This is a genomic window from Serratia inhibens, from assembly GCF_003591175.1.
Lineage (GTDB): Bacteria > Pseudomonadota > Gammaproteobacteria > Enterobacterales > Enterobacteriaceae > Serratia > Serratia inhibens.
The window spans coordinates 498,827-524,347 of record NZ_QYYG01000001.1 but is presented as its reverse complement, the minus strand read 5'-3'; the positions used below and the strand labels follow the sequence as shown (position 1 = coordinate 524,347).

General features: G+C 57.1%; 25 protein-coding genes. 7 read left to right on the top strand and 18 right to left on the bottom strand.

The annotated features are described in order from the left end of the window. Positions 1-72: 72 nt before the first annotated feature. A complete protein-coding gene (locus tag D4100_RS02425; protein WP_006318780.1) occupies positions 73-273 on the bottom strand; it encodes a hypothetical protein in 201 nt (66 codons plus the stop codon). Positions 274-828: 555 nt separating this feature from the next. On the opposite strand from D4100_RS02425, the gene D4100_RS02420 reads away from it, so the two are divergent. Next, positions 829-1,281, top strand: coding sequence for an SgcJ/EcaC family oxidoreductase (locus D4100_RS02420; RefSeq protein ID WP_119802910.1), 453 nt, complete (start codon positions 829-831; stop codon positions 1,279-1,281). Between the two features lie 187 nt (positions 1,282-1,468). Here D4100_RS02420 and D4100_RS02415 read toward each other — a convergent pair whose 3' ends face one another. Both D4100_RS02415 and D4100_RS02410 read right to left on the bottom strand, forming a co-directional pair. Beyond that, complete coding sequence (locus tag D4100_RS02415) at positions 1,469-1,681, bottom strand: glycine zipper 2TM domain-containing protein (protein ID WP_004944210.1); 213 nt, start codon at positions 1,679-1,681, stop codon at positions 1,469-1,471. A gap of 135 nt (positions 1,682-1,816) precedes the next feature. Then, entirely contained in the window at positions 1,817-2,344 is a 528-nt protein-coding gene (locus D4100_RS02410; RefSeq protein WP_119802908.1) for a GNAT family N-acetyltransferase, read from the bottom strand. 273 nt (positions 2,345-2,617) lie between these two features. On the opposite strand from D4100_RS02410, the gene D4100_RS02405 reads away from it, so the two are divergent. After that, positions 2,618-2,752 (top strand): AcrZ family multidrug efflux pump-associated protein, encoded by a 135-nt coding sequence (locus D4100_RS02405; RefSeq protein WP_006318794.1) that lies wholly within the window; start codon positions 2,618-2,620, stop codon positions 2,750-2,752. Between the two features lie 38 nt (positions 2,753-2,790). Here the strand turns inward: D4100_RS02405 and D4100_RS02400 are convergent, their stop codons facing one another. The 6 genes from D4100_RS02400 to D4100_RS02375 all read right to left on the bottom strand — a co-directional run bounded on the left by D4100_RS02400 (position 2,791) and on the right by D4100_RS02375 (position 9,176). Then, positions 2,791-3,552 carry an amino acid ABC transporter ATP-binding protein gene (locus D4100_RS02400; protein ID WP_006318796.1) on the bottom strand — a complete coding sequence of 254 codons (762 nt, stop codon included), beginning with the start codon at positions 3,550-3,552 and terminating at the stop codon, positions 2,791-2,793. Beyond that, positions 3,549-4,466 carry an amino acid ABC transporter permease gene (locus D4100_RS02395; RefSeq protein WP_119802906.1) on the bottom strand — a complete coding sequence of 306 codons (918 nt, stop codon included), beginning with the start codon at positions 4,464-4,466 and terminating at the stop codon, positions 3,549-3,551. Before D4100_RS02395 ends, D4100_RS02400 begins: the two co-directional genes overlap by 4 nt. Continuing rightward, entirely contained in the window at positions 4,463-5,368 is a 906-nt protein-coding gene (locus D4100_RS02390) for an ABC transporter substrate-binding protein (protein WP_119802904.1), read from the bottom strand. Before D4100_RS02390 ends, D4100_RS02395 begins: the two co-directional genes overlap by 4 nt. Positions 5,369-5,384: 16 nt before the next feature. After that, positions 5,385-6,722 carry an LLM class flavin-dependent oxidoreductase gene (locus tag D4100_RS02385; RefSeq protein ID WP_119802902.1) on the bottom strand — a complete coding sequence of 446 codons (1,338 nt, stop codon included), beginning with the start codon at positions 6,720-6,722 and terminating at the stop codon, positions 5,385-5,387. Between the two features lie 17 nt (positions 6,723-6,739). Further along, positions 6,740-8,059 (bottom strand): MmgE/PrpD family protein, encoded by a 1,320-nt coding sequence (locus tag D4100_RS02380; RefSeq protein ID WP_119802900.1) that lies wholly within the window; start codon positions 8,057-8,059, stop codon positions 6,740-6,742. 229 nt (positions 8,060-8,288) lie between these two features. Further along, on the bottom strand, positions 8,289-9,176 hold the full coding sequence (locus D4100_RS02375) for a LysR family transcriptional regulator (RefSeq protein ID WP_006318810.1): 888 nt from the start codon (positions 9,174-9,176) through the stop codon (positions 8,289-8,291). 122 nt (positions 9,177-9,298) lie between these two features. On the opposite strand from D4100_RS02375, the gene D4100_RS02370 reads away from it, so the two are divergent. Continuing rightward, the gene (locus D4100_RS02370) at positions 9,299-10,459 is read left to right on the top strand and encodes a serine hydrolase domain-containing protein (RefSeq protein WP_119802898.1); all 1,161 of its coding nucleotides are present in this window, start codon (positions 9,299-9,301) and stop codon (positions 10,457-10,459) included. Further along, on the top strand, positions 10,456-11,631 hold the full coding sequence (locus D4100_RS02365; RefSeq protein ID WP_119802896.1) for an MFS transporter: 1,176 nt from the start codon (positions 10,456-10,458) through the stop codon (positions 11,629-11,631). Before D4100_RS02370 ends, D4100_RS02365 begins: the two co-directional genes overlap by 4 nt. A gap of 108 nt (positions 11,632-11,739) precedes the next feature. Here D4100_RS02365 and D4100_RS02360 read toward each other — a convergent pair whose 3' ends face one another. Beyond that, positions 11,740-12,150, bottom strand: a complete 411-nt coding sequence (locus tag D4100_RS02360) for an Exc2 family lipoprotein (protein ID WP_119802894.1) — start codon at positions 12,148-12,150, stop codon at positions 11,740-11,742. A gap of 326 nt (positions 12,151-12,476) precedes the next feature. On the opposite strand from D4100_RS02360, the gene D4100_RS02355 reads away from it, so the two are divergent. Then, positions 12,477-13,892, top strand: coding sequence for an MFS transporter (locus tag D4100_RS02355; protein ID WP_119802892.1), 1,416 nt, complete (start codon positions 12,477-12,479; stop codon positions 13,890-13,892). On the opposite strand, the gene D4100_RS02350 is transcribed toward D4100_RS02355, so the two are convergent. From D4100_RS02350 to D4100_RS02335, 4 genes are all read right to left on the bottom strand, one after another. Then, complete coding sequence (locus D4100_RS02350) at positions 13,867-14,424, bottom strand: dihydrofolate reductase family protein (protein ID WP_119802890.1); 558 nt, start codon at positions 14,422-14,424, stop codon at positions 13,867-13,869. The two genes, D4100_RS02355 and D4100_RS02350, sit on opposite strands and share 26 nt — an antisense overlap. After that, positions 14,421-14,822, bottom strand: a complete 402-nt coding sequence (locus D4100_RS02345) for a VOC family protein (RefSeq protein ID WP_006318817.1) — start codon at positions 14,820-14,822, stop codon at positions 14,421-14,423. Before D4100_RS02345 ends, D4100_RS02350 begins: the two co-directional genes overlap by 4 nt. Before the next feature lie 84 nt (positions 14,823-14,906). Continuing rightward, the gene (locus D4100_RS02340) at positions 14,907-16,154 is read right to left on the bottom strand and encodes an LVIVD repeat-containing protein (RefSeq protein WP_119802888.1); all 1,248 of its coding nucleotides are present in this window, start codon (positions 16,152-16,154) and stop codon (positions 14,907-14,909) included. A gap of 9 nt (positions 16,155-16,163) precedes the next feature. Next, a complete protein-coding gene (locus tag D4100_RS02335) occupies positions 16,164-17,237 on the bottom strand; it encodes a sugar ABC transporter substrate-binding protein (protein ID WP_006318819.1) in 1,074 nt (357 codons plus the stop codon). A 220-nt stretch (positions 17,238-17,457) separates the two neighbouring features. On the opposite strand from D4100_RS02335, the gene D4100_RS02330 reads away from it, so the two are divergent. Beyond that, positions 17,458-18,546 (top strand): oxidoreductase, encoded by a 1,089-nt coding sequence (locus D4100_RS02330; protein ID WP_006318820.1) that lies wholly within the window; start codon positions 17,458-17,460, stop codon positions 18,544-18,546. A gap of 178 nt (positions 18,547-18,724) precedes the next feature. Here the strand turns inward: D4100_RS02330 and D4100_RS02325 are convergent, their stop codons facing one another. After that, a complete protein-coding gene (locus tag D4100_RS02325) occupies positions 18,725-19,750 on the bottom strand; it encodes an SDR family oxidoreductase (RefSeq protein WP_043912390.1) in 1,026 nt (341 codons plus the stop codon). A 121-nt stretch (positions 19,751-19,871) separates the two neighbouring features. Here D4100_RS02325 and D4100_RS02320 point away from each other — a divergent pair, with 121 nt between their 5' ends. After that, the gene (locus D4100_RS02320; protein WP_006318823.1) at positions 19,872-20,489 is read left to right on the top strand and encodes a TetR/AcrR family transcriptional regulator; all 618 of its coding nucleotides are present in this window, start codon (positions 19,872-19,874) and stop codon (positions 20,487-20,489) included. A gap of 23 nt (positions 20,490-20,512) precedes the next feature. On the opposite strand, the gene D4100_RS02315 is transcribed toward D4100_RS02320, so the two are convergent. From D4100_RS02315 to D4100_RS02305, 3 genes are read right to left on the bottom strand one after another with little or no spacing between them, the layout of a single operon-like run. Next, positions 20,513-21,940 carry a hypothetical protein gene (locus tag D4100_RS02315; RefSeq protein WP_119802886.1) on the bottom strand — a complete coding sequence of 476 codons (1,428 nt, stop codon included), beginning with the start codon at positions 21,938-21,940 and terminating at the stop codon, positions 20,513-20,515. Then, the gene (locus D4100_RS02310; RefSeq protein ID WP_119802884.1) at positions 21,921-23,846 is read right to left on the bottom strand and encodes a hypothetical protein; all 1,926 of its coding nucleotides are present in this window, start codon (positions 23,844-23,846) and stop codon (positions 21,921-21,923) included. The genes D4100_RS02315 and D4100_RS02310 overlap by 20 nt, the downstream gene beginning before the upstream one ends. Positions 23,847-23,856: 10 nt before the next feature. Continuing rightward, the gene (locus tag D4100_RS02305; protein WP_119802882.1) at positions 23,857-25,515 is read right to left on the bottom strand and encodes a hypothetical protein; all 1,659 of its coding nucleotides are present in this window, start codon (positions 25,513-25,515) and stop codon (positions 23,857-23,859) included. Positions 25,516-25,521: the final 6 nt, after the last annotated feature.

The following is a 25,521-nucleotide window of genomic DNA, read 5'->3' as shown; positions in this document are numbered from 1 at the left end:
CAGAAATGGGGCCGGAAACCGGCCCCATTTTTTTTACGCGGCATGCTGCATTAAACTGGCCAGCAGGCCACATTATTTACCCTGAGCCGCCCACCATTTTGCCACGCAGGCATTAGGCGCCTGGGTTTTTTTGCCGTCTTTGGTGACGTAGGGAACCGGCGCGTAAATAAAGGTGCAAACGCCGGCGGGACGTTGTGCGGCGGAGACGGCGGCAGACATGCCAACTGAGGAAACCAGAATGGTCGAGAGAAGTATTACGTTTGATAATTTCATAACTCATCCTTAATAATGAAAGTAGAATTAAACTTGTCAGCCTAATCAGCGTTTATCTGATGCCGATCGACCTATTATCATTACCTTCAGTAATGCCATTTCTTTTTTGAAGGAATGACGGGGGAAGGTTATTAGCTTATCCGGTAATCGTCTACGGCGAATTTTATTATGTACTTCCTATGATTCATTCATTAATAACTTTCGTGAATTATTTCACTTCATATTTCGTTTGTTAATTATGTATTCTTGACGTGGGATCCGATAGCCGTTTCCTGTTCATGATGATTTTCTTGCCGCGAGTATGCAGAGTATTTCCGAAGCGGCTGCAACAGAGCCGCCATACCTTGATGGTGCGGGAGCGGGTGCCGCAGCTGCGGCACCTGGCTGCACCCACCTGAGGTCGGATGCGATGGTCATCGGCCAGCCAATTACCTATGGGGAGATGTTTATTTGATTTATAGTAAACTAATGTAACTATATTAAAATTTAATTGTTTATCGAGATTGGTACTGATACTTCTGACAAGGAGAAACGAATCTGACAAAAGGAATGAAAATGAAAAAATTACCTGGAATAGTAGGCGCGCTGATGTTGATGTCTGGCTCCGTTTTGGCCAAAACGGCTCCCGATTGCGTTAAAGTCGATCGGGCTCAAATTGAAGCATTATTTGATAAGTGGAATGACGATTTACAGACTGGAGATGCCAGGAAGGTGACAGATAATTACCTGAGCGATGCGATCTTGCTTCCCACGGTTTCCAATAAAGTACGGCTGACGGAAGCTGAGCGGATTGATTATTTTGAACATTTTCTGGCGAAAAAACCGGTTGGCAAGATAGATAGCCGAACGATACGTATTGGCTGCAACAAAGCCGTGGATACGGGGACTTATACCTTCAGTTTTAAAGATAAATCAACCGTTTCTGCGCGTTATACTTTCACCTATGCCTGGGTCGGCAACGAGTGGAAAATTTCCACCCATCATTCTTCCGTTATGCCAGAGAGCTGAAACCGATATGATGGTATGTATCTGAAATTATTGCCTCGCGTCTAAGCAGAAAGTTTAGGCAATGAGAAATAATTAATCAGGAGGTTTACAAAGGAGAGATTAAAGGCAATGAAATAATATTAACTCAGGCAAGAATAGTGCGCTGTTGCAGATATTCCGGCCTGAGATTTTTATTATTCGGCTATCATTAACGGCTGGTTTGGTGACCGATAATACCGCCCAGTGCCGCGCCGCCCAGCGTGCCCAGGGTACTGCCGTCGGTCAATACTGCACCGCCCAGCGCGCCTACGCCGGCACCGATTGCAGTGTTACGATTGCGGTTAGACATATGTCCGCATGCAGTTACGGAAAGCGTAGCCATTACGAGAACCAACACGCCGGCAACACGTTTAATGTTCATAAAAATTATCCTGGTAAAATGATCGTTCGTTTGACTAAAAATACGTCAATTAATCGTTCGGTAGAAGTTGAGATGAATGTATTCCTCCGGCAGAAAATAGAATAGGTAAATATTCTTAATTTTGACCTCTGTTTATTATTTAACGGCCGCCAGTTGGTGAATATCCGGCCAGACGTAAATCACATTGCTGGAACGCCATAACGGACCGGGATCGGTGTAGTTACCGGCCGGAGTACCGCCCAATGCCAGATAAAATCGCATGGCGCTGTCATTTCCTTCGACTACCCCCAGAGCAATGCTGCGATAACCGACCCTAAGCATTTCGCTTGCTGCCGCACCAAGCAACCTGCGGCCAATGCCCTGACGTTGATGTTTGTCGCTGACGAAAAGTGACTTTATTTCGGCATGCTCGCCAAACTGCGGATGGGAAGGGGCATCGGCCAGGCAGAACCCCACCAATTGGTCTGCCGATTCGGCCAAAAGCACCTGTGCCTTACCCGGTTGTTGCAGCTTTTCTTGCCACTGGGCCAACCGCCTTGGCTCATCCAGCGCGGCATAGGCCGCCGGCGTCGCCAACCCTTGGTAGGTACTGCGCCAGACCTGCACGTGCAAACGAGCGATCGCCGGTGCATCCGCAGGCCGAGCCATTCTCAGCGTGATCATCAGTGCTCCCGTTATTTGGCCACTATCGCCATTTTTTGTACCTTGATTACCTGTTTCGAGCAGGCTCTCCACCGGCGTTTCGTTGTTTTAATCCGCGTTTCCCAGAGCATTTTTTGTCATTGTCTTAATGTAACTGTGTAAGTTACATTAGCTACCTTCAAGTGTGATATCTGTCACAAATTGAAAATACCAACAATAAAATGTGCGGTATCTCGGAGAAATTCAAGTCCATTTGTGAACGGCTTTCTCCGCTTAAAAAACCAGGAGACAACGATGTTAGAAATGATTGAGAGTTTGGCAACCGTGGTGATCCTGGTGCCGGTAATGATAGCCGTGTTGCTGGGCTCGATTTATGGCCTGGGTGAATTGTTTAACGTTTTCTCCGCTATCGGCAGAAAAAACGACTGAATTCAAGGCTCAGGGGGCGCAATGCCCCCTGAGGCAAGCTAAAGCACCGTCGCCAGGAAGTTACGCGTTCTTTCATGTTGAGGCGCATCCAGCACCTGCTGCGCAGTTCCCGTTTCGACCACTTTCCCCTGATCCATAAAGATGATTTGATCCGCCACTTCGCGGGCAAAACCGATTTCATGGGTGACCACGACCATCGTCATGCCGGAATGGGTCAGGCCCTTCATCACCTGCAACACTTCGCCAACCAGTTCCGGATCGAGCGCTGAAGTCGGCTCATCAAACAACAGTACCTCGGGATTCATCGCCAGCGCGCGAGCGATCGCCACACGCTGTTGCTGGCCACCGGAAAGCTCGCGTGGCCAGGCGTTAATGCGATGTTCCAGCCCTACGCGGGTCAGCAGGGCCTTAGCCCGTTCGACCACCACGGCTTTCTTTTCCTTTTTCACCAGCAACGGCGCTTCCGTGACGTTTTCCAGCACCGTGCGGTGCGGGAACAGGTTGAACTGCTGGAACACCATGCCGATGCTTTTACGCTGTTCGGCGACCTCACGCTCCTTCAGTTCATACAGATGCTTGCCTTTCTGGCGATAACCGATCAGTTGCTCACCCACGCGGATGGTGCCGCCGTCGAGCTTTTCCAGGTGGTTGATGCAGCGCAGCAAGGTAGATTTCCCCGAGCCGGAAGGGCCGAGGATCACCGTCACCGAACCGGCCGGGATTTGCAGGCTGATATTTTTCAGCACTTCGGTGCCGGAGAAGGACTTACGCACCTGGTTGATATGAATGGCTGCGCTCATTGTTCTGCTCCCTGGTTCAGTTCGGTCGGGGCCTTGCGGTTGCGCAACAGCCAGCCGCCGCGCGTGGCTTGAGTACCACGACCGAAATAGCGCTCAACATAGTGCTGGCCAATCGACAGAATCGAGGTCATCACCAGGTACCACAGCGTGGCGACCAGCAACAGCGGGATCACCTCATAGGTGCGTTGGTAGATAATCTGCGCCGAATACAGCACGTCTTGCAGGGCGATAACCGACACCACGGCGGTGGTTTTAAGCTGCCCGATCACCTCATTGCCGGCCGGCGGCAAAATGGTGCGCATGGCCTGCGGCAAAACCACGCGCCACAGGATCTGCCCACGGCGATAGCCCAATGCCTTGGCGGCTTCCAGTTGGCCGCTGCCTACGCTTTGAATGCCTGCGCGCACAATCTCTGCCGCATAGGCCGACTGATGCATGACCAAAGCAATCACCGCAGCGCTGAAGGTGCTGATGATGGTATTGGTCGGTGCGCTGGCGACCTCGCCCAGAAATGGGATCCACAGGCTGATGCGCGGATAGAGCGCGGCGATGTTGTACCACAGGAAAAGTTGCACCAGCATCGGTACCGCGCGGAAGAACCAGGTATAGAACCAGCTTACCGCGACCAGCACCGGGTTGGCGGAGAGGCGCATCAGCGCCAGCAGCACGCCGCCGGCGAAACCGAAGATCACCGAGATCACCGTCAGCTTCAGCGTCATGATCACGCCGTTGATGATGGACGCCTCGGTAAAGTTTTCCGCCACCACCGCCCATTCGAAGCGCGGGTTGTGCAGCATCGAGTTGGCGATAATGCCGACGATCAGCAGCACGATCAGGGCGCTGAACCAGCGCCCGTAATGCCGATGACCGACGATGCTCAGTTCGGCATCATCGGCAGGGTGTTGCGTACTCATTTTGCAATCTCTTCGTTGATGCCCGCGGTTTTCACCGCACCGAAACCGATATCCCAACCGTCGAGGATTTTCTGGTAGCTGCCATCGGCAATCAGCGAGTTAAGCGCGGCCTGCACCGGTTTCACCAGTTCGGAGCCTTTTGGCAACGCGATGGCTACCGTGGTGCCTTCGATATTGATGTCGCCGGCCAGCGCCAGCGCTTTAACATGGCTCGCCTGGTAGCGCAGGCCTTCATACGGGCCGAAGAACATCGGCACGCGACCGCTGATCGTCGCCTGCACGCCGGCCGGGCGGTCCGGGAAGATCGGAATGGTGATCGCCGGTTTGCCGGCGCTGACGCACTGGTCGCTGGCCTGCTGCAAGCGGGTGACCTGCGAAGTGCCGGCACCGGCGCCGACGGTTTGGCCGCACAGTTGCGCCAGCTCGGTGTAAGGGCCGAGCGCTGCATCTTTACGGGCGATCAGCGCCAGCTTGGAGGCATTGTAATAGCCGACGAAGTCGACCTGCTGGAAACGCTTCTTGTTGGCGTCGATGTTGGCCAGCGCCACGTCGTAGCGACCGGATTTCAGGCCGGGAATGATATTGTCGAAACCGCCGGTGTCCTTCCAGTGGATCGCGACACCGAGACGATCGGCAATGGCGCTCATCACGTCGATTTCACGCCCGGCCAAGGTTTTGTTGTCTGCTTCGTAGAAGGTGGTCGGCGGCGTATTCGGGTTGGTGCCGGCCACGATAAAACCGGCTTTTTTGACGGCGTCAGGCAGGCTGCCATGCAGTTTCGGATCGGCGCTGGCTTTCAGCGCAGCCTTGAAGGGGACATCGCCTTCGGCGGCATAGCCGGCGGCCAGCGGGGCGCAAGCCAACAGCAGGGACAGCGCAGTACGTTTAACGGTGGTTTTCATGGTATTCCCCTGCAGATTAAGCTGATTTTACGTTGGCGAAGTTGATTGCCGGTTCCGGCAGACCCAGGTTTTCACGCAGGGTTGAATAGCGGTATTCCTCACGGAACAGCCCACGGCGGCGCAGCTCCGGGATCACCAGTTCGACGAACAGCTCCAGCTGATTTGGCAGCACGGCGGGCATGATGTTAAAGCCGTCGGCGCCTTGCTGTTCCAGCCACTGCTGGAAGTCATCGGCGATCTCTTCGGCGGTGCCGACCACCACGCGGTGCCCGCGCGAACCCGCCGCTACCGCAGCCAGTTCACGCAGCGTCAGGTTTTCCCGCGCGGCCAGATCGGTCAACAGTTTCACCCGGCTTTGGCCGCCTTCGGTTGCGCCCACGTCCGGTACCGGGCCGTCCAACGGGTAGTCGCTAAGATCGAAACCGAAGCGGGCGGAAAGTTGCTCGATGCCGTTATCGATATCCACCAACTGATTCAGCTGATACCAGGTCTCCTGCGCTTCAGTCTTGGTGCGGCCGATAATCGGCATCACGCCCGGCAGTATCAACAGGTGATCCGGATTGCGGCCGGCATCGGCCACGTATTTTTTCTGGCTGCGATAAAACGCCTGGCCTTCCTCCAGCGTGGCGGCGGCGGTAAACACCACCTCGGCGGTTTCTGCCGCCAACTGTTGCCCGGCCGGTGAGGAGCCGGCTTCGATAATCACCGGGCGCCCCTGTGGGGAACGCGAAATATTCAGCGGCCCCTGCACCGAAAAGTGTTTGCCCTTGTGGTTGGCGGCGTGAATTTTGTCGTCGATGGCGTAGATGCCCTGGTGTTTGTCACGCACGATGGCGTCTTCTTCCCAGCCGTCCCACAGCTTGTAGCTGGCTTCGAGGAACTCGCGCGCCACTTCATAGCGTTCGGCGTGCGAAGGGAGATCGTCACGGCTGAAGTTGCGCGCCGCATCGCTGGAGAAAGAGGTCACTACGTTCCAGGCTGCGCGGCCGTGGCTGATATGGTCGATGGATGCCATGGCGCGCGCCAGATGGAAGGGTTGGTCGAAGGTGGTGGAGGCGGTGGCCGCCAGCCCGATATGGCGAGTGTTGACCGCCAGCGCCGCCAGCAAGGTCAGCGGCTCCAGGCGTGACATCGTCGAAGGCAAGCGGTGTACGCTGGTGGCCAGCGCGTCGCCGACGAAGAACATGTCAAAGGTGCCTTCCTCGGCTTTTTGGGCGATCCAGGTGAACCAGTCGATATCGGTCGGTGATCCGCTGGCGCCTTCTGCGCGCCAGCCGCCGACATGGTGCCCCAATGCCTGAACAAACAGGCCGAGACGTAATTGACGCGATGGTGTTGAAGGTGAAGTACTCATAATTATTCCTCTATTTATTATTGATTTAATAACGCGATTAGCCGTGCCGGCGCACCGGGCTGCGTCAGTGCGCAGTCGCCAACCACGCGTTCGCCGTCCAGTTGCGGCAGCAGTTGCAGGATGCTGCGCAGCTTGGCTTCGACGTCCGTTGGACGGGCGGCGGTCTGTTTTCTGGTGACAATGTCACTGAATTGACGGCCGTCGTGCAGCGTCAGCGTCACGCGGTGGAAACGCAGCTCCGGATCCCACTCATCTGGCGGGGCAGAAAGGTCGGCGTGCCGTTCCACCCGCGCCGCCAGTGTGGCAATCATCGGGTCGACGGGGTTTTCACCGTAATGCATCAGCGGCACGGCACCGCTGTACAGCGCATCGGCGATCACATATTCCAGGCTGAAACGCGCTTCGACGCCGTTTACCGGCCGGCGAATATGAGGGGCGGTATCCGCGCCGGGCGGGAAACTCACCTGAATGTGGCTGATGGCGGCAGGAATATCGGCGGCGGCGATGCCTTGTTCGAGCAAGCGTTCACGCAGGGTGAAGGCGGCTTCTGCCGCGCTGTGGGTGCCGCCGCAGGTCGGGTAACGTTTAAACTCCAGGCCCGGTTGCAGGATACGCCACGGCGAGCCCCAGTCTGCGCTCAGTAGATCCGGCCGCTGCCGGCCGTCACCGTGGGAGCTGAACAGGCTGTCAATCACGCCTTCCGGCTGGCCGGCAAAGCCCGCCTGCGCCAGCAGCACGGCATTGACCGCCGCGCGCGCCGCCAACCCGGCGTGCAGCGGTTTGGCGGCCGAACCAAACTGGCTGCGCAGCCCGGCGGCCTGGGTGGCGGCCAGACCGAGCGCAATTTGCGTCTGGTGCTGGGTTAATCCTAAATAGCGCGCGGCGGCTGCGCTGGCGGCGACCGCGCCCAGGGTCGCGGTGCTGTGGAAACCCAACTGATAATGCTGGGTTCCGGCCGCCAACCCCAATCGCCCGGCGGCTTCTACGCCGATCGCATAGGCGGTTAACAGCGCGGCGGCATCGTCGCGGTCACCGGTCAGCGCCAGCAAGGCAGATAGAACCACGGTAGTGGGGTGGCCGCGCAGCGCAGGGTGGTAATCATCGAAATCCAGCGAGTGGCTGACGTAGCCAAAATACAGGGCGCGGTTCTCAACGCCGATCGGCGGGAACACCGATTTCACTGCCGCCAGCCCGGTATCGCTCAGCGCGCCGTGGACGATCGGCAATGCGCAGGCGAAGTAGTCCATCAGGCCGCGACGAGCGGCTGACAGGGCGAGATCATCGGGCTGGGTATCCAGCACCAGACGGGTAAATTGAGCGGTTATGAGCGATGACAAGAGTATAAACCCTGATTTTTTATGCGGTTATGAGCCGGCCTGCGATTCAGGTTTTATTGTGTGGTGATTTTCCGTGCCCCGAAAGAACGAACGGGACTTTCATATTTCAAAATGGAATATCATAGAAAGACGCTAACGCGGTGAGGCCCGTCGGCAGGCACTGTCGTTGCTGACTTAGCTAATTTTGTGCAAAGCAAAGCCGGAATTGCTATTAAGCCATGTCGCCAGATTAAGCTGAAAACAGTCGCTCGCTCAGCAGATCGATAAACACCCGTAGCCTGGGAGCCAGGTGCTTGCTGGAGGGCCAGAGAATTTTAAAGCTGCCGGTATGGTGGCTGTGCTCGCCGAGAACCTGCTGCAACCCTTGCCCGGCCAGCGCCTGCTTCACGGCGAAGTCGGGCAGGCAGGCGATGCCCTGGCCCTGTTCCGCCAGATAAATCAGCGTATCGACGCTATTGCACACTACGCTGGTGCGCAGGCCGTCGCCGAGGATTTTGTCCCAGCCCGGCACCGGCCAGCTTTCGACTTTTCCGGTGGTGGGGAATTTATACAGCAGGCAGGCATGCTGACGCAGATCGGCCGGCTGTTGCGGGATACCCGCCTGACGCAAATAGCCGGGTGCCGCCACCAGTTGCAGGTGGAAGGTGCCCAATTGGCGGCTCATCAGCCGGGAATCTTCGGTTTCTCCGACGCGGATCACCGCGTCAAAACCTTCCTCAATCACCTCAACCCGGCGATCGGAGAAATCCACCTCCAGTTCAATCTGCGGATATTGGCGGATAAACTCCGCCAGCACCGGATTCAGCAGGCTGCCCACCAGGGGCAAACTGACGCGCAATTTGCCGCGTGGCGCACTGCGGGTATCGCTCAATTCCTGTTCCGCCGCCGCCATTTCGCCGAGGATCCGCTGGCAGCGCTGCAAGAAAAGCGCGCCTTCCGCCGTCAACGTCATGCTGCGGGTGCTGCGGTGAAACAGTCGCACGCCCAGACGCGTCTCCAGCCGGGCGATGCTTTTGCCGATGGCTGAAGCTGAAACCCCCAGCAAGCGGCCTGCCTCGACAAAACTGAGTGTCTCGGCTGACTGAACGAAGGCCGAAACGCCTGCCAGATTATCCATGTTTCCTCCTATTGCGGATGCTAGTGTCCGGTATGAAGGGAAATCTAGCCTGTTTTTCCGTTAATCGCCAAACTCTATTCTCGGTAGCTACAGAAATTGACTGTCTACCTGGAGCGTGACCCATGAGTGAATACAAGCTGGCTACCGAGGCTATTGATAAAACTGTCGATCTGGCGCTGGAGGACCAACGGCTGGTCGGTGCGGTGGTGTTGGTGGCGCAGGGCGGTGAAGTGGTTTATCGCCGTGCGGCAGGTATGGCGGACCGAGAGGCCGGCAAGCCGATGACGGCCAACGCGCTGTTCCGGCTGGCCTCGGTATCCAAACCTATCGTTTCCACCGCGGCGCTGGTGTTAATGGCGCAGGGGCATTTGGGGCTGGAGGACCCGGTGACGCGCTGGTTGCCGGCTTTCCGACCGCGAACCGCCGACGGGCGCGAACCGCCAATGACGGTGCGCCATCTGATGACCCACACCGCCGGGTTGAGCTACCGGTTTTTCCAGCCGGAACAGGGGTTCTATGCTCAGGCGGGCGTCTCCGACGGTATGGATGATGACCGGCTGAGTCTGGAAGAGAACCTGCGGCGCATTGCTTCGGCCCCACTGTTGGCGGCACCGGGAACCGAGTGGCGCTATTCGATCGCTACCGACGTGCTGGGTGCCGTGATCGAACAGGCCAGCGGTTTGCCGTTGGCGGAGGCGGTGGCGCGGCTGGTGACCGGGCCGCTGGCGATGCACGACACCGGCTTTACCGCCACGGATGCGCAGCGGTTGACGGTGGCTTATGCCAACCGGCATCCCGAACCCCGGCCGTTGCAACAACCCGATCATTTGCCTTTTATCGAGGATACGGCCGGTTTTACCCTGTCCCCGGCGCGGGCGTTAGATGCTGGCGCCTATGCCTCCGGCGGCGCAGGCATGGTGGGCTCTGCCGAGGATTTCTTGCGGCTGTTGGAAACCTTGCGCCAGGGCGGCGCGCCGCTGCTGCCGACCGAGTGGGTAACGGCGATGACCAGCAACCAGATAGGTAATCTGCCGATGCCATTCTGGCCGGGGCGCGGCTTTGGCCTGGGGATCACCCTGCTGAAAGATCCGCAGGCGGCGCAGACGCCGGAATCGATCGGCACCTGGAGCATGGGCGGTACCTACGGCCATTCCTGGTTTGTCGATCCCGTGCGGCAACTCAGCGTGGTGGCCTTCACCAATACGGCGCTCGAGGGGATGGCGGGGGCGTTTGTCGGCGAGCTGTGTCAGGCGGTTTATGACGGGTTGGGAGAGCCACGATGAAGATCCTGCCGCCGATTTTTTTCATCGCGCTGGGGCTGTTCGGCGTTTACTGCATTGAGTTTGGCGTGGTGGGAATTTTACCGTTGATCATTGAGCGCTACGGGATTTCAACCGCGCAGGCCGGCTGGCTGGTCGGCCTGTTTGCCGTGACCATCGCTTTGCTGGGACCGTTGCTGGTGCTGCTGGCTTCGCGTTTCAACCGCAAGCGAATGCTGTTGATTTCGCTGGCCGTGTTCTCGTTGGTCAGCGTGCTGTCGGCTTATGCTGCCAGTTTCAGCACCCTGATGATCCTGCGCATCCTGCCGGCGCTGTTCCACCCGATTTATTTTTCGCTGGCAATGGTGGCGGCGGCGTCGTTGTATCCCAGGCAGCAGGTGACCCGGGCGACCGCTTATGCGTTCGTCGGCACCAGTATGGGGATGGTGCTGGGTATTCCACTGACCCACTGGATCGCCGGTCAGTTCAGCTATGAAGCCGCTTTCCTGTTTTGCGCATGGGTTAACCTGCTGGCAGGCGTCGGCTTATTTTTCCGCCTGCCCGACGCCGCCACGCACAGGCTCAGCTACGGCAAACAGCTGGCAATACTGCGCAGCGGCGCGCTGTGGCTGAATATTGCCGCCTGCGTGCTGATTTTTGCCGCCATGTTCTCCGTTTATGCCTACGCGACCGAATACCTGAGCCGACAAACCGCCATTCGCGAGCCGATGGTGGGTATCCTGCTGGTGATTTTTGGCGCCGGTGGGGTAGCCGGTAACCTGTTGGCCGGTAAGTTGCTGAACCGAAATCGGGTCGCGACCACTTTGCTGCACCCGATAGTACTGGCGGCCGCCTATCTGCTGCTGTATCGCTACGGCAGCGCGCAGACGGGGGGGATGATCGCGCTCTGCTTGTTCTGGGGCGCTGCGCATACCAGCGGCCTGATCGTGACCCAGATCTGGCTGACATCCGAAGCGCCACAGGCACCCGAGTTCGCTACCGGGCTGTATATCGCCTTTATCAATTTAGGCGTGGCGGTCGGTTCGGTAGTCAGCGGCTGGTTTATCGATGCGCTGGGCCTGCAGGGCAGTCTTCTCTGTGGAGGGCTGTTCGCTGCGCTGGCGGCAGTGACGATTGCGGTTAAGGTTGGGCTTTATCCACGGGGAGCGGCCGTGACGAGCGAGGGTATGGCGTGATCATGGTTATTGCGCAGTGAGTCGGGAGGCCGGGTAAATGATTAATCGCCACTGTGAATACTCAGGGTGGCGATTAATCTTCCGCATTTTACTGGCGAGAGGAAGTTATTATAAACCGTTATAACCATCCCAATAAGCGCCGGTGGCTTCTTTCATAAAGACGGTATAAATCTTTTGATTGGGATCAATTTTGTAGGTTTTATTCAATACGATGTTATTAAGTTCCAGTTGGCTTTTAAATTGTTCGCTGGATAAGTAATCGGCTTTTGTTTTGGCTTCCGCCAGGGATAAATGGGCGTTGCGGTCGCATTTGCCCTGCTGATAAAACTGATCAAACGTCGGCGTGCTGGCCTTGATGCTGTCTTGAACCAACGTTCTGATTTGAGAATCGTTTTCGTTTGAAATTTGGTAAATATAGTGTGAAGCGTGTTTTTCGGCGGGGCTTTTTGCTGCGCATGCGGCCAGCATAAGACAACCCAATGCCAACGCGCTGGCATTCACTCTTTTATTGCATTCCATTACCTTTCCTTTTGATAACTTCAAATAGAGCGAGGTGCGGAATAATGCTAACAGAAGCCTTTTATTTTCGTCAATAAATAAAGTCTGGCAGTTGATTGCAGTGTCGATCTATTTATTCTGGTTATTATTCTGTTGATGGTCTTTTTTATAGTGCGCTAATTATATCCGGGAAAGAATTGTTTCCGGAAATATGACGTGCATGCCCAGTCCAGGTTATCACAACCCAGACATGGCGTCTGATGCACTAATCAACTGCATTCGCTGCGTCTTCCGCCTTGTAAGGCGATGGCATAGGCTGCTGACAGGTTCTTTCAGGAGTCAGCAACATGAAGTTTACAGTTAAATCCGGCGGCGCAGATCCAAGGTGGATCCTCGTCAGCCTATCTCTTTCGATGCTGCTCTCTTCGCTGGGCACCAGCATCGCCAACGTCGGTTTACCCACGCTGGCACAGGCGCTCAATACCTCATTCCAGGCGGTACAGTGGGTGGTGATCGCCTATCTGCTGGCCATCACCACCTCAATTATCGCACTGGGCCGTCTGGGCGACAGGCTCGGCAGGCGGCGGTTGCTGCTGGCGGGGATCGCGCTGTTCACCTTGGCGTCTGCGCTGTGCGCTCTTGCGCCGAACATCGGGTTGCTGTTCGCAGCGAGGATCGTTCAGGGGCTGGGGGCGGCGGTCATGATGGCGATGACCATGGCGCTGGTGGGCGAGACCCTGGGTAAAGACAACACCGGCCGGGCGATGGGGATGCTCGGCACCATGTCCGCCATCGGGACTGCGCTCGGGCCTTCGCTGGGGGGCGCGCTGATTTTTGGTTTTGGCTGGCGGGCGATGTTCCTGATCAACCTGCCGGTGGGTCTGTTGGCGTTTATCCTTGCTTACCGTTACCTGCCGACCCCGGCTCAGGCACCGCAAAAGGAACGGGCCAGGTTTGATTACCCCGGTACCTTGTTGCTTGGGCTGACGCTGGCCAGCTATGCGCTCTCCATGACGTTGGGGCGCGGCGATTTCGGTTGGCTTAATCTGCTGCTGTTGCTGGGTGCCGCACTGGGTATCGGGCTGTTTATTTGGCTGGAGAACGGCACGGCATCGCCGTTGATTCACCTGACCCTGTTCCGTCAGCCGGGGCTGAGTGCCGGGCTAATGATGAGTCTGCTGGTAATGGCGGTGATGATGACCACGCTGGTGGTGGGGCCGTTTTACCTGACGCACGGCCTGGGGTTGGCGGTCGCTCAGGCGGGGCTGGCGATGTCGACAGGGCCGATTACCGCCGCAGTGGTCGGTGTGCCGGCCGGCCGATTAGTGGACAAACTGGGGGCGCAAAAGATGACGGCCGTGGGTTTGGTTATCCTGGCCACCGGTGCCGGAGTCATGTCGATGATGTCGATAAGGCAAGGGATTTTGGGTTACGTGGCACCGCTTTGCGTGATTACCCTGGGTTATGCGTTGTTTCAGGTCGCCAATAATACCGCGCTACTGAAAGACGCCAGCCCCGAACGGCGCGGGCTGATTTCCGGCATGATCAACCTGTCGCGCAACCTTGGGCTGATCACCGGTGCCTCCGCCATGGGCGCGCTGTTCATGTTTGCCTCGAATACGGCCGACATCAACGCCGCCGGTGCTGCCGCCGTGACCGCCGGCATGCGTTTCACCTACGGAGCGGCGGCGTTGCTGGCGCTGGCCGCATTGGGTATTGCCCTCGGCGGACGGGCGCTTATGGCCCGCTATTCGGCGGACTGACGGCGTAACGCTCCTGCACGAATCCATTGTCGGAATGCGTCGCGGCGATCAGGCGCAGCTGTTGCTCTGCACCCACGGCACCAAACAGCGGTATGCCGGAGCCCAATAATAGCGGAACGCGCGTAATGGTCAGTTCGTTAATCAAGCCGGCCTGCAGGAAGCGCTGCACACAATTGCCGCCATCGATATACAAATGTCGGCATCCTTCATTCGCCAGCCGGGTGACGATGGCCTCGGGATCGCCGGTCAACCGCCTGACGCGGTTTTGCAGGTGGGGCGGGATGTCGAGCGCGCGTGACGATAAAACGATCACCGGCAAGGTGCCATAAGGCCATTCGGGGAAAGCGCTCACCTTTTCATAGGTATTGCGCCCCATCACCAACGCGTCGACGTCGGCGATAAACGCCTCGAAACTCAGCCCGTTGAGCAGCGATACGGCATATTCAGGCCGCAGCAGCCAATCGATATCGCCGTCGGTTCTGGCGATAAAGCCATCCACGCTGGTGGCGATGTATACCGAACATTTCATCACAGCAAGTCCCCGCGATAGGCGATATGGATCTTGTTGCCGTCCGGGTCGCGCAGGTAAGCGCCAAAGTAACCTTTGCCGTAATTCGCGCGCTCGCCGGGTTCACCCTCGGAGCTGCCGCCGGCCGCCAGACCTGCGGCATAGGCTGCCAGCACTTGATTCTCATTGCCGGCGGTGAACGCCACCATGCTGCCATTGCCGGCGCAGGCGGGTTGACCGTTATACGGCTCGTAGGCGTAAAATCGCGGCAAGGTCAGCCCCGGTTTTACCCAACAACGCGCGCCGGGGCCGCCATCGGGCGTTACCGGGCGCTGTATCAATCCCAGCGGCAGCAAAATGGCATCGTAAAATTCTGCGGCCTTGTCCAGATTGCTGACGCCTACGGTAATATGGCTAAACATTTTCTCTCCTTGCTCTGGGGTTCATTGTCTGTTCATTCATACTATCCCAAACAGATAAAAAGCCGACATTGCGCCGGTCAATTTTCACCCCTGATACTCGATAATGGACAGGCCGCCGTTGTAATCCGTGCTGTAGATAATGCCCTGAGCATCGACAAACACGTCGCAGGATTGGATCACCTGCGGACGGCCCGGGCGTTTATCCATCATGGTCTGCGGCGCGGCGGGCACCAGCGCGCCGGTTTCTTTCGGCTGATAAGGGTTGCTAATGTCGTAGGCGCGGACGCCGGCATTTTGGTAGGTGGCAAAAATCAGCGTTGAGCTGACAAAGCTGCCGGGGCGGTTCTCATGCAGATTATGCGGCCCGAAGTGCGCGCCCTTGCTGACGTAATCCCGTTCATTCGGCTGCGGGAAGGTGGAGATGCTTATCGGGTTGGCCGGTTCGCGGATATCAAACAGCCAGATCAGTTTTTCGCCGTCCTCCTGGTTGTCGAGCACCGCCTCATCCAGCACCACCAGCAGATCCCGCTCAGGCAGCGGCAACGCGGTGTGGGTACCGCCGCCAAAGGGGGGGCTCCAGTTGCGGTGGGCGATGAGTTGCGGCCGGCTGCGATCGCGGATATCCAGCAGCGTCAGCCCGCCGTCGCGCCAACTGGCGTAAGCGGTGTCACCGCTGATAATCGCATGGTGCAGGGCGTAGCGTTTGCCCTCTGGCCAGGATGGTGTTTCGCCTCCGGCGCCGTGCATGCCCGGCAACCACCAGCGCCCGGCGATTTGCGGGTTGCGCGGGTCTGCCAGATCGACGGTCAGGAAAATATAGTCGCTGTAGCCGTCAATCAGGGCGGAAACGTACGCCCATCGGCCACCGACATACCAGATGCGGTGCACGCCGATGCCTTCCAGCGCCAGAAAGCCGATTTCCTGTGGCCGCTCCGGCGTGGAGATATCGAAAATACGCACCCCGGCGCTCCAGCCGCGGGCGTCGTTGCCTGACACCGTCTGGCTGATGGCGCGGGTGTAATACACCTTTTCGTCGGCAAAGCGGGCGTCGGCAAACAGGTCACGGGCGTTGATCACCAGCAGCAAATCGTCATGCGCCTGCAAATGCACGTTCCAGGTGCCGGGCGGCGCAGGGACAAAGCCGACGGCACGCGGATTTTTCGCATCGCGCACGTCGACGATGGAAAACCCCTGCGACACCATATGTCCGATGTAGGCGTAGCCCCGGTGAACCATCACCTGTACGCCATCGGGTCGTCCGCCCTGGTTGCTGTGGCCAATCAGCCGCATGTTGCGGCTGTACTCGGGTTGGGGAAGCGGTTGCGATGCCATTAACCTTCCTTATTTTTTAGCCTGTTGCGCTTCAAGCGTGGCGAACCAGGGGGCAACGAAATCGTCCGATTTGCCCCAACCAGGGATCACCCTGGCCAGCGAGGCGACGTTGGTGGCTTCCGGGTGGCTCAGCAGCAGCGCTTGCGGAATGGCGGCGGCTTTAAACTCATAGGTTGCCGGGGTCTTCTCGCCGGCGATTTTGTTGGCCACCAGGCGCAGGTTAACGGCGCCGATCAGCTTGGGATCGACCGCCACGCTGAGCTTCCAGGCGCTGCCCTTGGCGCGCATCAGCGCCAGATCCTGGTTCGAGATATCAATGCTGTAGAGTTTGATTTCGGTGCGTCCGTTCTCCTGCAACGCTTTGTACGCGCCCTGGCTAAAGGCGTCCCAGGTTCCCCAAATGGCGTCAATCTTGCCTTTAGGGTACTTGGCCAGGATCGCGCCGATCTTGTTTGCCGTGTCGCCCTGAACGTCGGAAGACACCGCGCCGATAGACTCAAGCTCTTTGATGCCGGGCTGGTCGCGCAGCAGTTTCTGGTACTGCGCCTGGCGCCGCTCCATCGGCGGGAAACCGGCAACCCAAAGTTTGACGATGTTGGCTTTGCCGTCGAAGTCTTTCACCAGTTGGCCGAAGGAGAGGTCGGTTAACGAAGCGTCATCCTGCTGGCTGACGGTGACGCCCGGGATGTCGCCTTGTACCGCGGTATCAAAGGCCGCTACCGCGATGCCGCTGTCGGCAATGCGTTTCAACAGGGCGGTTGAGTAAGGATCGCGCCCCTGCGACAGAATAATGCCGTCGTATTTCTGGCTGATCGCCTGATTGACGAAGTCCTGGAATTTGGCGTCGTCACCGTTGGTCAGGAAGGTGTTGACCTGAAACCCCAGTTTGCGGCCTTCCTGCACCGCTCCGGTGACGAACTGCGTGGTATTGTCGTCCGAGCCCAGATTGCGGATCACCGCAATGCGGATCGGCCCCTGATGGTTGGCGATCGCCGCCGGAACCGGTGCGGCAGTGGGGGCGGAGATAGCGGGAAATACGGCGAACAGACTTAACGCCAGTAATGAGGTGTTGAACAGTTTCATTAAGTTTTACCCTGCGTGGTTGGCATCATTAAAAACGGGAGGACAATTCATCGTCACCATTGGAATGGTTTTTTTTACCGGCATGAATTGAGGCAGCCAGTTTCCACGGCGGCCGGGCGGATGACAATGAACGAAAAATCATAAGCTAATGCAAAACAGTATTAGTCATCGGCTTTCCCGTCTCTATGATGGCAACAGCAAACAAAATAAGGACTTGAGCATGAGTGATACCCACATCCGCGTGGTCGCCGGCCCCGCCAACTATTTTGCTTTCCCCGGTGCGATTGACCAATTGACGCAGTTTTATTCGCCGCAGCAACTGGGCAACGCGCTGTGGATTTATGGCGAGCGCGCATTGGCGGCAGCCAAACCCTGGCTGCCTGAGGCGTTTGATGCGCCCGAAGCCCGTAGGGTGTTGTTCAACAGCCATTGCAGCGAAAGCACGGTGCAAAGCATCGTGCAACAGGCGGGGGCTGAGCGGCAGGTGGTGATTGGCCTTGGCGGCGGCGCGGTGCTCGATACCGCCAAAGTGGTGGCCCGCCGGTTGGGTCTGCCGGTGGTGGCGATTCCGACCATTGCCGCAACCTGCGCCGCCTGGACGCCGCTTTCGGTCTGGTATAACGATCAGGGGCAGGCGCTGCGCTACGAAATTTTCAACGATGCAAATCATCTGGTCCTGGTGGAGCCGGAAATTATCCTGCGTGCGCCGAAGGCGTATTTACTGGCGGGCATTGGCGATACGCTGGCGAAATGGTACGAAGCGGCGGTGCTCAGCCCGCAACCGGAACGTTTGCCGCTAACCGTGCAACTGGGTCTGAATACTGCGCTGACCCTGCGCGACGTGCTGCTCAGCGAAAGCGAAGCGGCGTTGCAGGCGCTGGCGCACGGGCAATTGAACCCACCTTTCCTCAACGTGTTGGAGGCGATTATCGCCGGCGGCGGCCTGGTTGGCGGGTTGGGAGATCGTTACACCCGCATTGCGGCGGCGCATGCGGTGCATAACGGCCTGACCGCCTTGCCGCAGACCGATGCCTTCTTGCATGGCACCAAGGTGGCTTATGGCATTCTGGTGCAAAGTGCCTTGCTGGAGCAGTGGGAAACCGTGACGCAGTTAATCGCGCTTTACCGCCGCCTGGATCTGCCGGTAAACCTGGCCGCATTGGCGGTGGATATTCACGATGACGAGCAGGTTCAGCGCCTGATTGCACGTACATTGCAACAGGGTGAGTCGATTCATTTGCTGCCGGTTGCGCTCAGCGAGGCAAAATTGCGTTCTGCACTGAGTTATGTGGAAGCGCAAGCCGCCTAAATAGCCGCGCCTAAGAGTGCTACAGGGGAGGAGCATGCAGAGCACCGACACGCCGTGAATCCGTCCATGGCGGCTCGTATCGCGCGTCCATGCGCTCAACGGATGCCTCCACCTGTCTCAGGTTCGGGGTGTGGCGGTACTAAACTAAACCGGGGGAAAGGGCTTACCCCCGGTTCGATTAGCTTTCAGCGGCGTGATTACGCAACCACGTCACCGTATCGCCGATGGTTTGTTCTACCGGCCTGAATGTCAGGCCCAGTTCCCGTTCGCTTTTGGCATGATTGAAATGGGAGCGGTTGGCCTCTTTGACCATCAAACGCACCGTCGCCAGGCTGAGCAATATCGGCTTGCCGCTGAGGCGGGCGTAAGCTTCCTGCAGCGCGGCGATGATATAGAGCAGCGGTAACGGCAAGGTACGCTTTGGCGTTTGAACCCCGGCTATCTTGCCCAGCAGCGGCACCAGTTGCTGCATGGTCATATGCCGTCCGGCGGCCAGGTAACGTTCTGCGCGTCGGCCGCGCTCGGCTGCCAGGATCATCGCCAATGCAACATCTCGTGCGTCAACCACTGAAAAACTGCCCGGCACCAGACCCGGCAATTTGCCGTTCATCACGTCATTGGCCAACTGGCCGGAAGAGGTTGGGCCAAGATCGGCCGGGCCCCACATCCAGCCCGGCAGGACCAGGCTGCCGTTCATATCGGGGTGGCTTTGCAGAAACGCCAGTACCACCTCGTCGGCCAGAATTTTACTGCGATAATAATCATCGGCATCTTCCGAGCGACGCAGGCAGGTTTCGTCTATCGGCATGCCCGGTTCACCATTGAGCACTGCGATGGAGGAGGTATGAACAAAACGACGAATGCCTGCGCGGTATGCCTGTTCCAGCAGACGTTCCGTGCCGTCGACGTTGATCGCTTTCAGTTCGGACCAGTGGCTGCCGCCCTTGTAGTTGTCACGAAAATAAGCGGCGGTGTGGAACAGTACGTCGCACCCTTGCAGATGCGCGGCAAAGGCGGCCACATCGGCCATGTCGCCGGCGATCAACTCAATGCCTTCGATGGAACCGAACTGCCGGCGGCCTTTATCCAGCGAGCGTACCAACGCTTTGACGTGGCAACCTTTTGCAACCAACTCTCTGACCAGATTATTGCCGAGCAACCCGGTGGCACCGGTGACAAAAGCCGTTTTCATGTTCATCATCATTAAAATCTTAAGTGAGTTTCAAAGTTCATATGATATCTTAATCTAGTGGGGTGCATTTAAAATATCAAGTGATATCTTAAATGCGTATCTATTACTCCAAAGCTACCTAAAGTCGAAGAAGATGAAGACAGAAAGAAAGCGGTTAACCCGCGAGGAAAGCCAGCAGCAAACCCGCGAGCAGTTGCTTGAAACCGCGCGCCAATTGTTTGTCGCAGGCGGTTACGGCGGCACCTCAATCCGGGATATCGCCAGCCAGGCCGGGTATTCCCAGGGGGCGTTTTATTCCAACTTTGCCTCTAAGGAAGCCCTGTTGCTGCAACTGTTACAACGCCATATGGAAGCGGAGGCCACGCAACTCACGGCGCTGGCGCAGAGTGATATCGACACGCCGGAGCGAGTGTTGACGGCGCTGGAGGCCTGGGCGGCGACCCTGAATCTGGAGGCTGACTGGTGCATGCTGTCGGTTGAGCTGCAGTTGCACGCGAAACGCAGCCCGGCCTTCGCCGCGGAGTACAAAAATATCTGGGACGCCCATCAGGCAAAAATCGGCGCGGTGATCGGTTCACTGTTTCAACGGGTGGGCAAGGTGCCGCCGGCGGATCAAAACGAACTGGCGGCGGCCCTTATGGCGATGGCGCACGGGCTGGCTTTGCAGCGGACCGACACTGGTGCCGATCCCTCAGGCAAGTTGATTATGTTGTTTCTGCGCAGCCTGCTGTTTGCGCCGGCGGCAGACTGAAACCCCTGCGGGGGGCGTGCCGTTCACGGAACGTAAATGATCTCAAAACTCGAGGTTTTATCGTAATAGGGCGTCATGCCGCCGTCGACGTAATAGACTTGCAGATCATAATGATAAACCAACTTTTTGTCCGGGTTGAGGATCAGGTCCAGCACCGAAATTTTCACCTTGACCGAATGGGAAGGATGGTCCTTATCCAATTCGACGGTTTGGTTGTCGATGTTCACCAGAATGCGCTTGATCGGTCTCGGGCCCGAGGGATCGTAAGCTCCGCTGTCGCTTCTGAATTCAAGGGTTTTATTGATATCCACCGGGGCGGACTGTTTGATAAATTCCCGCACTTTGCTTTGGTATTTGGCGTCCAGCGCGAGCACCACCGGAATGTTGTCCGGATTGAAACCGGTGAATCGCACCGCCAGATAGCCCTTGAGCAGCAGGTTTTGCGGCGAGCGGTCAAATAAAGCATCCCAGATCAGCGCAAACTGGTGGGCGGGTAGCGTGAAGGAATCCACGATGCCGCTTTGCAGGTTGATCAGCGCATTTTTCTCCTCCGTCTTGCCGTCGGGTAAACCTAATTGCAGCGTCAGCGTGTCGGCATTGGCAAACGGCGCCAGCTTGCCGTCCGGTTGCGCTTGCGTGAACTGCCCGGTGGCGTCGGCGATGCGCGCCTGGTTCACTTTGGGCGACAGGAAGTAATCGAATGTCACGTTGACATCATCCAGCGACGTCGCATTTTCTGCGGCGCTGAAGGAAATCGACAGCATCGGCTTGTCGTCGTCAGCGGCGTTGGTGGCCAGCAGAAAGGTATCCGGCAGATAGTAAAGGTAATTTTTGCGGACATAGTCCTGATAGTAGTTGTACCACACGTCTTTAAAGGCCAGGGGCGTGAGAATCAACTGCAGACGCGGCGGCGGCGGCACTATGCCCTGGTAAATATAGGGATAGTAGTTTTCGGCAAAATAGAAAATTTTGGGTGCGGTAATGGTGTTGAGAATGCCGTGTTCGGTGTGGATGGCGACCACTAGCGTGGTTTGCGCGTCGTAATCCGACAGGGCGCGCAGCAGGGCGTCGCGCTGTTCCAGCCGCACCAGATCCAGTTGCGCCTGGTAGCGGTTTTCCGTGGCGGTCAGCAGCACTTTGTCGAAGATCATCTCATCGACGTTGCCGAAGGTACTGAAGGTCAGCACCACATAGGGGATTTGCGGCACCTGCCGGCTCAGTGCGAAATCGAGCGTCATGCTCCAACTGGTACCGTCTGTACTGGTGGCAATCTGGTAACGGGTTTCTCCCGAAACGATCTCGGTGCAGACCTCAGCGGCCAGATCCTCCGCCAATGTGGCCGGTGCGGCGCGATACCGCAGCCGTTTTTCCCCGGCGTCTGGAAACTGTTCGCGCGCGTTATCCAGAATGATTTTGTTCAGTGTGACCAGATCATTGAGAAAGGTATTCATGGCTGTCCTCAGTGTGGTGGATAGGGGCCAGAGATCTGAATGGGGTCAGGCAGGCCGAGGTCCAGAGGAAGCGCCCGTCATGCCGACGGTAAAGCGGGCTTTCCAACCGGTCGGCGGGCCGTTGCCAGCGGGCCAATGCGTCAATGACGGGCGTGAGTTGCGGGATCCCGCGCTGCCTGGCGTATTCAAGGGCGACGCGCCACTCGTAGGGATGAGCGTAATAGGGGGTCAGCATACTGAGCCTGTCGTAACTGTCGCCGCTCCATTGCACCGCCTGATTCAGCATCTTGATAATGCGCAGATAGGCCGGTGCCACAACGCCGGTTTCGGCCCTCAGTACATTGAGTAAAATCAGTGCATTGGTATTCACGCAGCAATCCAGTTGACGGATGTCCTCGTCGTCTTTCATCCAGGTATGAAAGCTTTGGCATTCCGCCCATTGATGCTGTGGCTCTTTCAGGCGGGGATCGACTCTGCGGACCTGATAAGCGTTCATGTGCGAAATGGTCTGCCTGAGCTGCGCCAGCGAAATGCGGCCAAACTTGTAGAGCAGCTCGGTAATGATGGCGGTGTCGTCAATGTCTGCACAGATGCTTTGGTTTGCCATCCATGCAGGATGGGTTACGGTCGGCCAAAAGCTGAAATGGAACGGCCGGGTTTCGCAGGCGATTAAAAAATCGAGCGCCTTCTCAATATAAGGCGCGGTCTGCCGGGTGTACTCCAGAGTGCGCAGGACCTGGGCGGTGACGAAGGCATTTTCATCCTGATGCCAACGGCCATCCGGCGTTCTGACATGGGAAATAAAGGCACCGCTGACGCACTGCTGTTCAAGTAACGCCGTCAGGTCGGGCCGGGCAACGGGCTCAGCGGAGGGCGCCTGCTTGACCGATTGCATGTCGAAACGGGCGTTTTGCGGGCTGAAGGTGCAACTGATGTTCTCATTGCCCTGGCGATCCACAGAAAAACCGACCACATTGAATTGCAAGGGAACCTGTTCGGCAATGGCGCGCCGCAACAAAGGCATGCTTTGGCCGCCGGGCACCAGCAGCGCCTCCAGGCCAGGGAACACCCGCTGATTATCGCCAAAGAAACTGGGTGCTATGGTAAAGAGCGTAAAGCTTTCAAGCTCGCCGTTAGGACCTTTGACCAGACTAAATCCGTAAGTGGTGTGAGGAAAACCCTCATCACGCAAGGTTTGCCGCAGGGCACGATCCAGCAATGGCGACAGTGCGGGAAACAGGTCCCCGCAACCGAAAAAATGCATCACTTCGGCAATATCGGCGTGGGTTATCTGCGCGCTATCCCATTGATAATAATATTCAAGTGGCGAAGCGGGCAGTTGCGGGTAATAGCCCACCATCAGCAAGGCCAGGCCGATCTCTTTGCAGACGTGGTTGGGGTGTTCCGCCATCCCGCTGGGCCAGCCGGCCTCGTCGTACCCACCGGCAGGCACCTCGGAATAGACCTTGGTTTTGACTCCCTCCGGCGTATATTTTCGTCCCAGCCAGGAGCCGAACCGCAGTGGCTGTTCAGTTTGTCGTTGCATGCATTTCACCGCTTCAAGGTATGGCTCCGGCGAAGCCTCTGTCTGCGCGGCAGTGATGCGGCGGTAATGACGATAAAAAGCCTCGACCGAACGATCTTCCGCGTAGCGCGGCAAAAAAGGATCCAGCGTGCAAGAGAGCGTCAACGGCTTCGACGATGAGAGGGTAAACTCAAGCGGGCAGCCGTTATAGGCCAGCAGGCTGGTGTTAAAGGCGGCGGCCAGGCAGCCGGAAGCCAGCCGCGCCTGGCTGAAACGGGCGAGCTCGGGGGCCAGTGCGCTTTGTAAATAGGGTGCTTCCCGGCACAGGACGCTGATCAGGGCGTTCCATGCCGCCGGCAATACTGCATCAGGTTCGGTCATCGTCAGCCACCTAGGCCAGGTTCGGGATAACGATGGCCGGCGGATTTTCACTGCCGTCACGTTTGACGGTCTCACCGCCGACCAAAAGGTAGGTAATCTTGTAGTTAACCACCCAGGGGGTCTCGGTCGGACAGCGATATTTAAAGGTTTTGCTATCGCTATTATCTTGGCTGAACGGGTACTTCTTGGTTTTCCGGCTCAGTTTATCGTCGATATAGTCCAATTCGACGATCACCTGATTATAATTTTCCCATGAGAATTTTCTGTCGAGGAAGATGGCGATTTCGTTGAACGTCAACATTGCCGCGGGATCCAGGTTCAGCAAGGTTGAGGCCGACTGTGACGGCAATTGGTAGCTGCTGCGGCCTTCCCAGCCAGATGAGGCGGCGGACTTGAACACAAACTCGCTTTGGATTTGAAACAGCTCATCTTTGTTGCTGCTGCGGGAGATGGCCTTGCTCCATTTACCGTCATCGGCGAGAAAAGGTTCGGCGGTGTAAATCTTCTGGTTGTAGGTGAGAGAGAAGGTAGCGGCTTTGATGCCGTACTCCTCAAAACTGTCCGGCCCCAGCACGGTGAAATCGATTTTCTGGAAGAACGGATCGTTGACGTTGACTTCAATAAAGTAAGGGGCAACCTTTTGCGCATGCAGAATATCGCTGCCGATAAAGTTTTGCGGCACGGCGGACTGGCTAAGGGCCTTCGAGGAGGTATAGTTGAAATTCAGGCTCTTGGTTTCTTCGATTCGCACCAGTTTTATTTCCAGTGACGCGCTGGGGAACAGGCCGCCTTTACCGCCTTCTTCACCTTCTTTTTTATTGCTGGAAATCAGCGAATCCAAAATCGAGTCGCTCGCCGATTTCGCCTGGGTATTGCTGTCATCGTTGAGCTTGAGCGAGGCACTGAAGAAACTTTTCAGGATCTCTTCTTTAACGAATTGCAGTGCCCACTCTTTTTCTTTGGCTTCTTCTTCGCTCGGCATGCTCTCGGTGACCTTGATCACCAACTTTTGATCCTGCTGCAGTTTTTTAATCACGCTGTCAAAGCCTAACCAAAAACTGGCGGGGGTTTCCACCGGGATCGGGATGTTGGCGCCAAATTTAAGGTCAAACTCTTTGTAAAGGCTGTCGAACTGGGCTTCCACTTCAACCTTTAACGCCGGGGTGATGCCGGTAAAACTCAGGTTATAGGCTACGGCGGCCGGTGCTTGTGCCTGGTTAAAGGCGGCTTCCAGAATGACCGCCTGCTGCGGCGTCAGCTTGGCGCTGAAGATGGCGCTGTTATTGCCGAACAGGCTGGGGCATGGGGCGCTTATCAGCTCACCGTTGGTGCTTTTTGCATCCAGTACAAAAAAATTGACCGTGCCTTTGTCATAGGGCACCTGGGCCTTGCGGGCGGTTTTGGGATCAACCTTCAGTTTACGCAGGTATTCGTTGAAGGCGCTGTCCAGCACGGCTTCATCAATCGCCGTATTCACCTCAAAGTTAATGTATCCCCCTTGTTGGTCACTGCCATCTCCGGTGTATTTGATCAGTGAAAATACGGGTCTTTCGCCTTGCTGCGCGATATGAATGTCACCGGGCAAATACCAGAACTGGTTGTCATCGGAGTCATCGGCGAAGAAGGTAATATTTTTGATGGTTTCGGTTCTTGCTCTGAGTAATAACATGGCGAT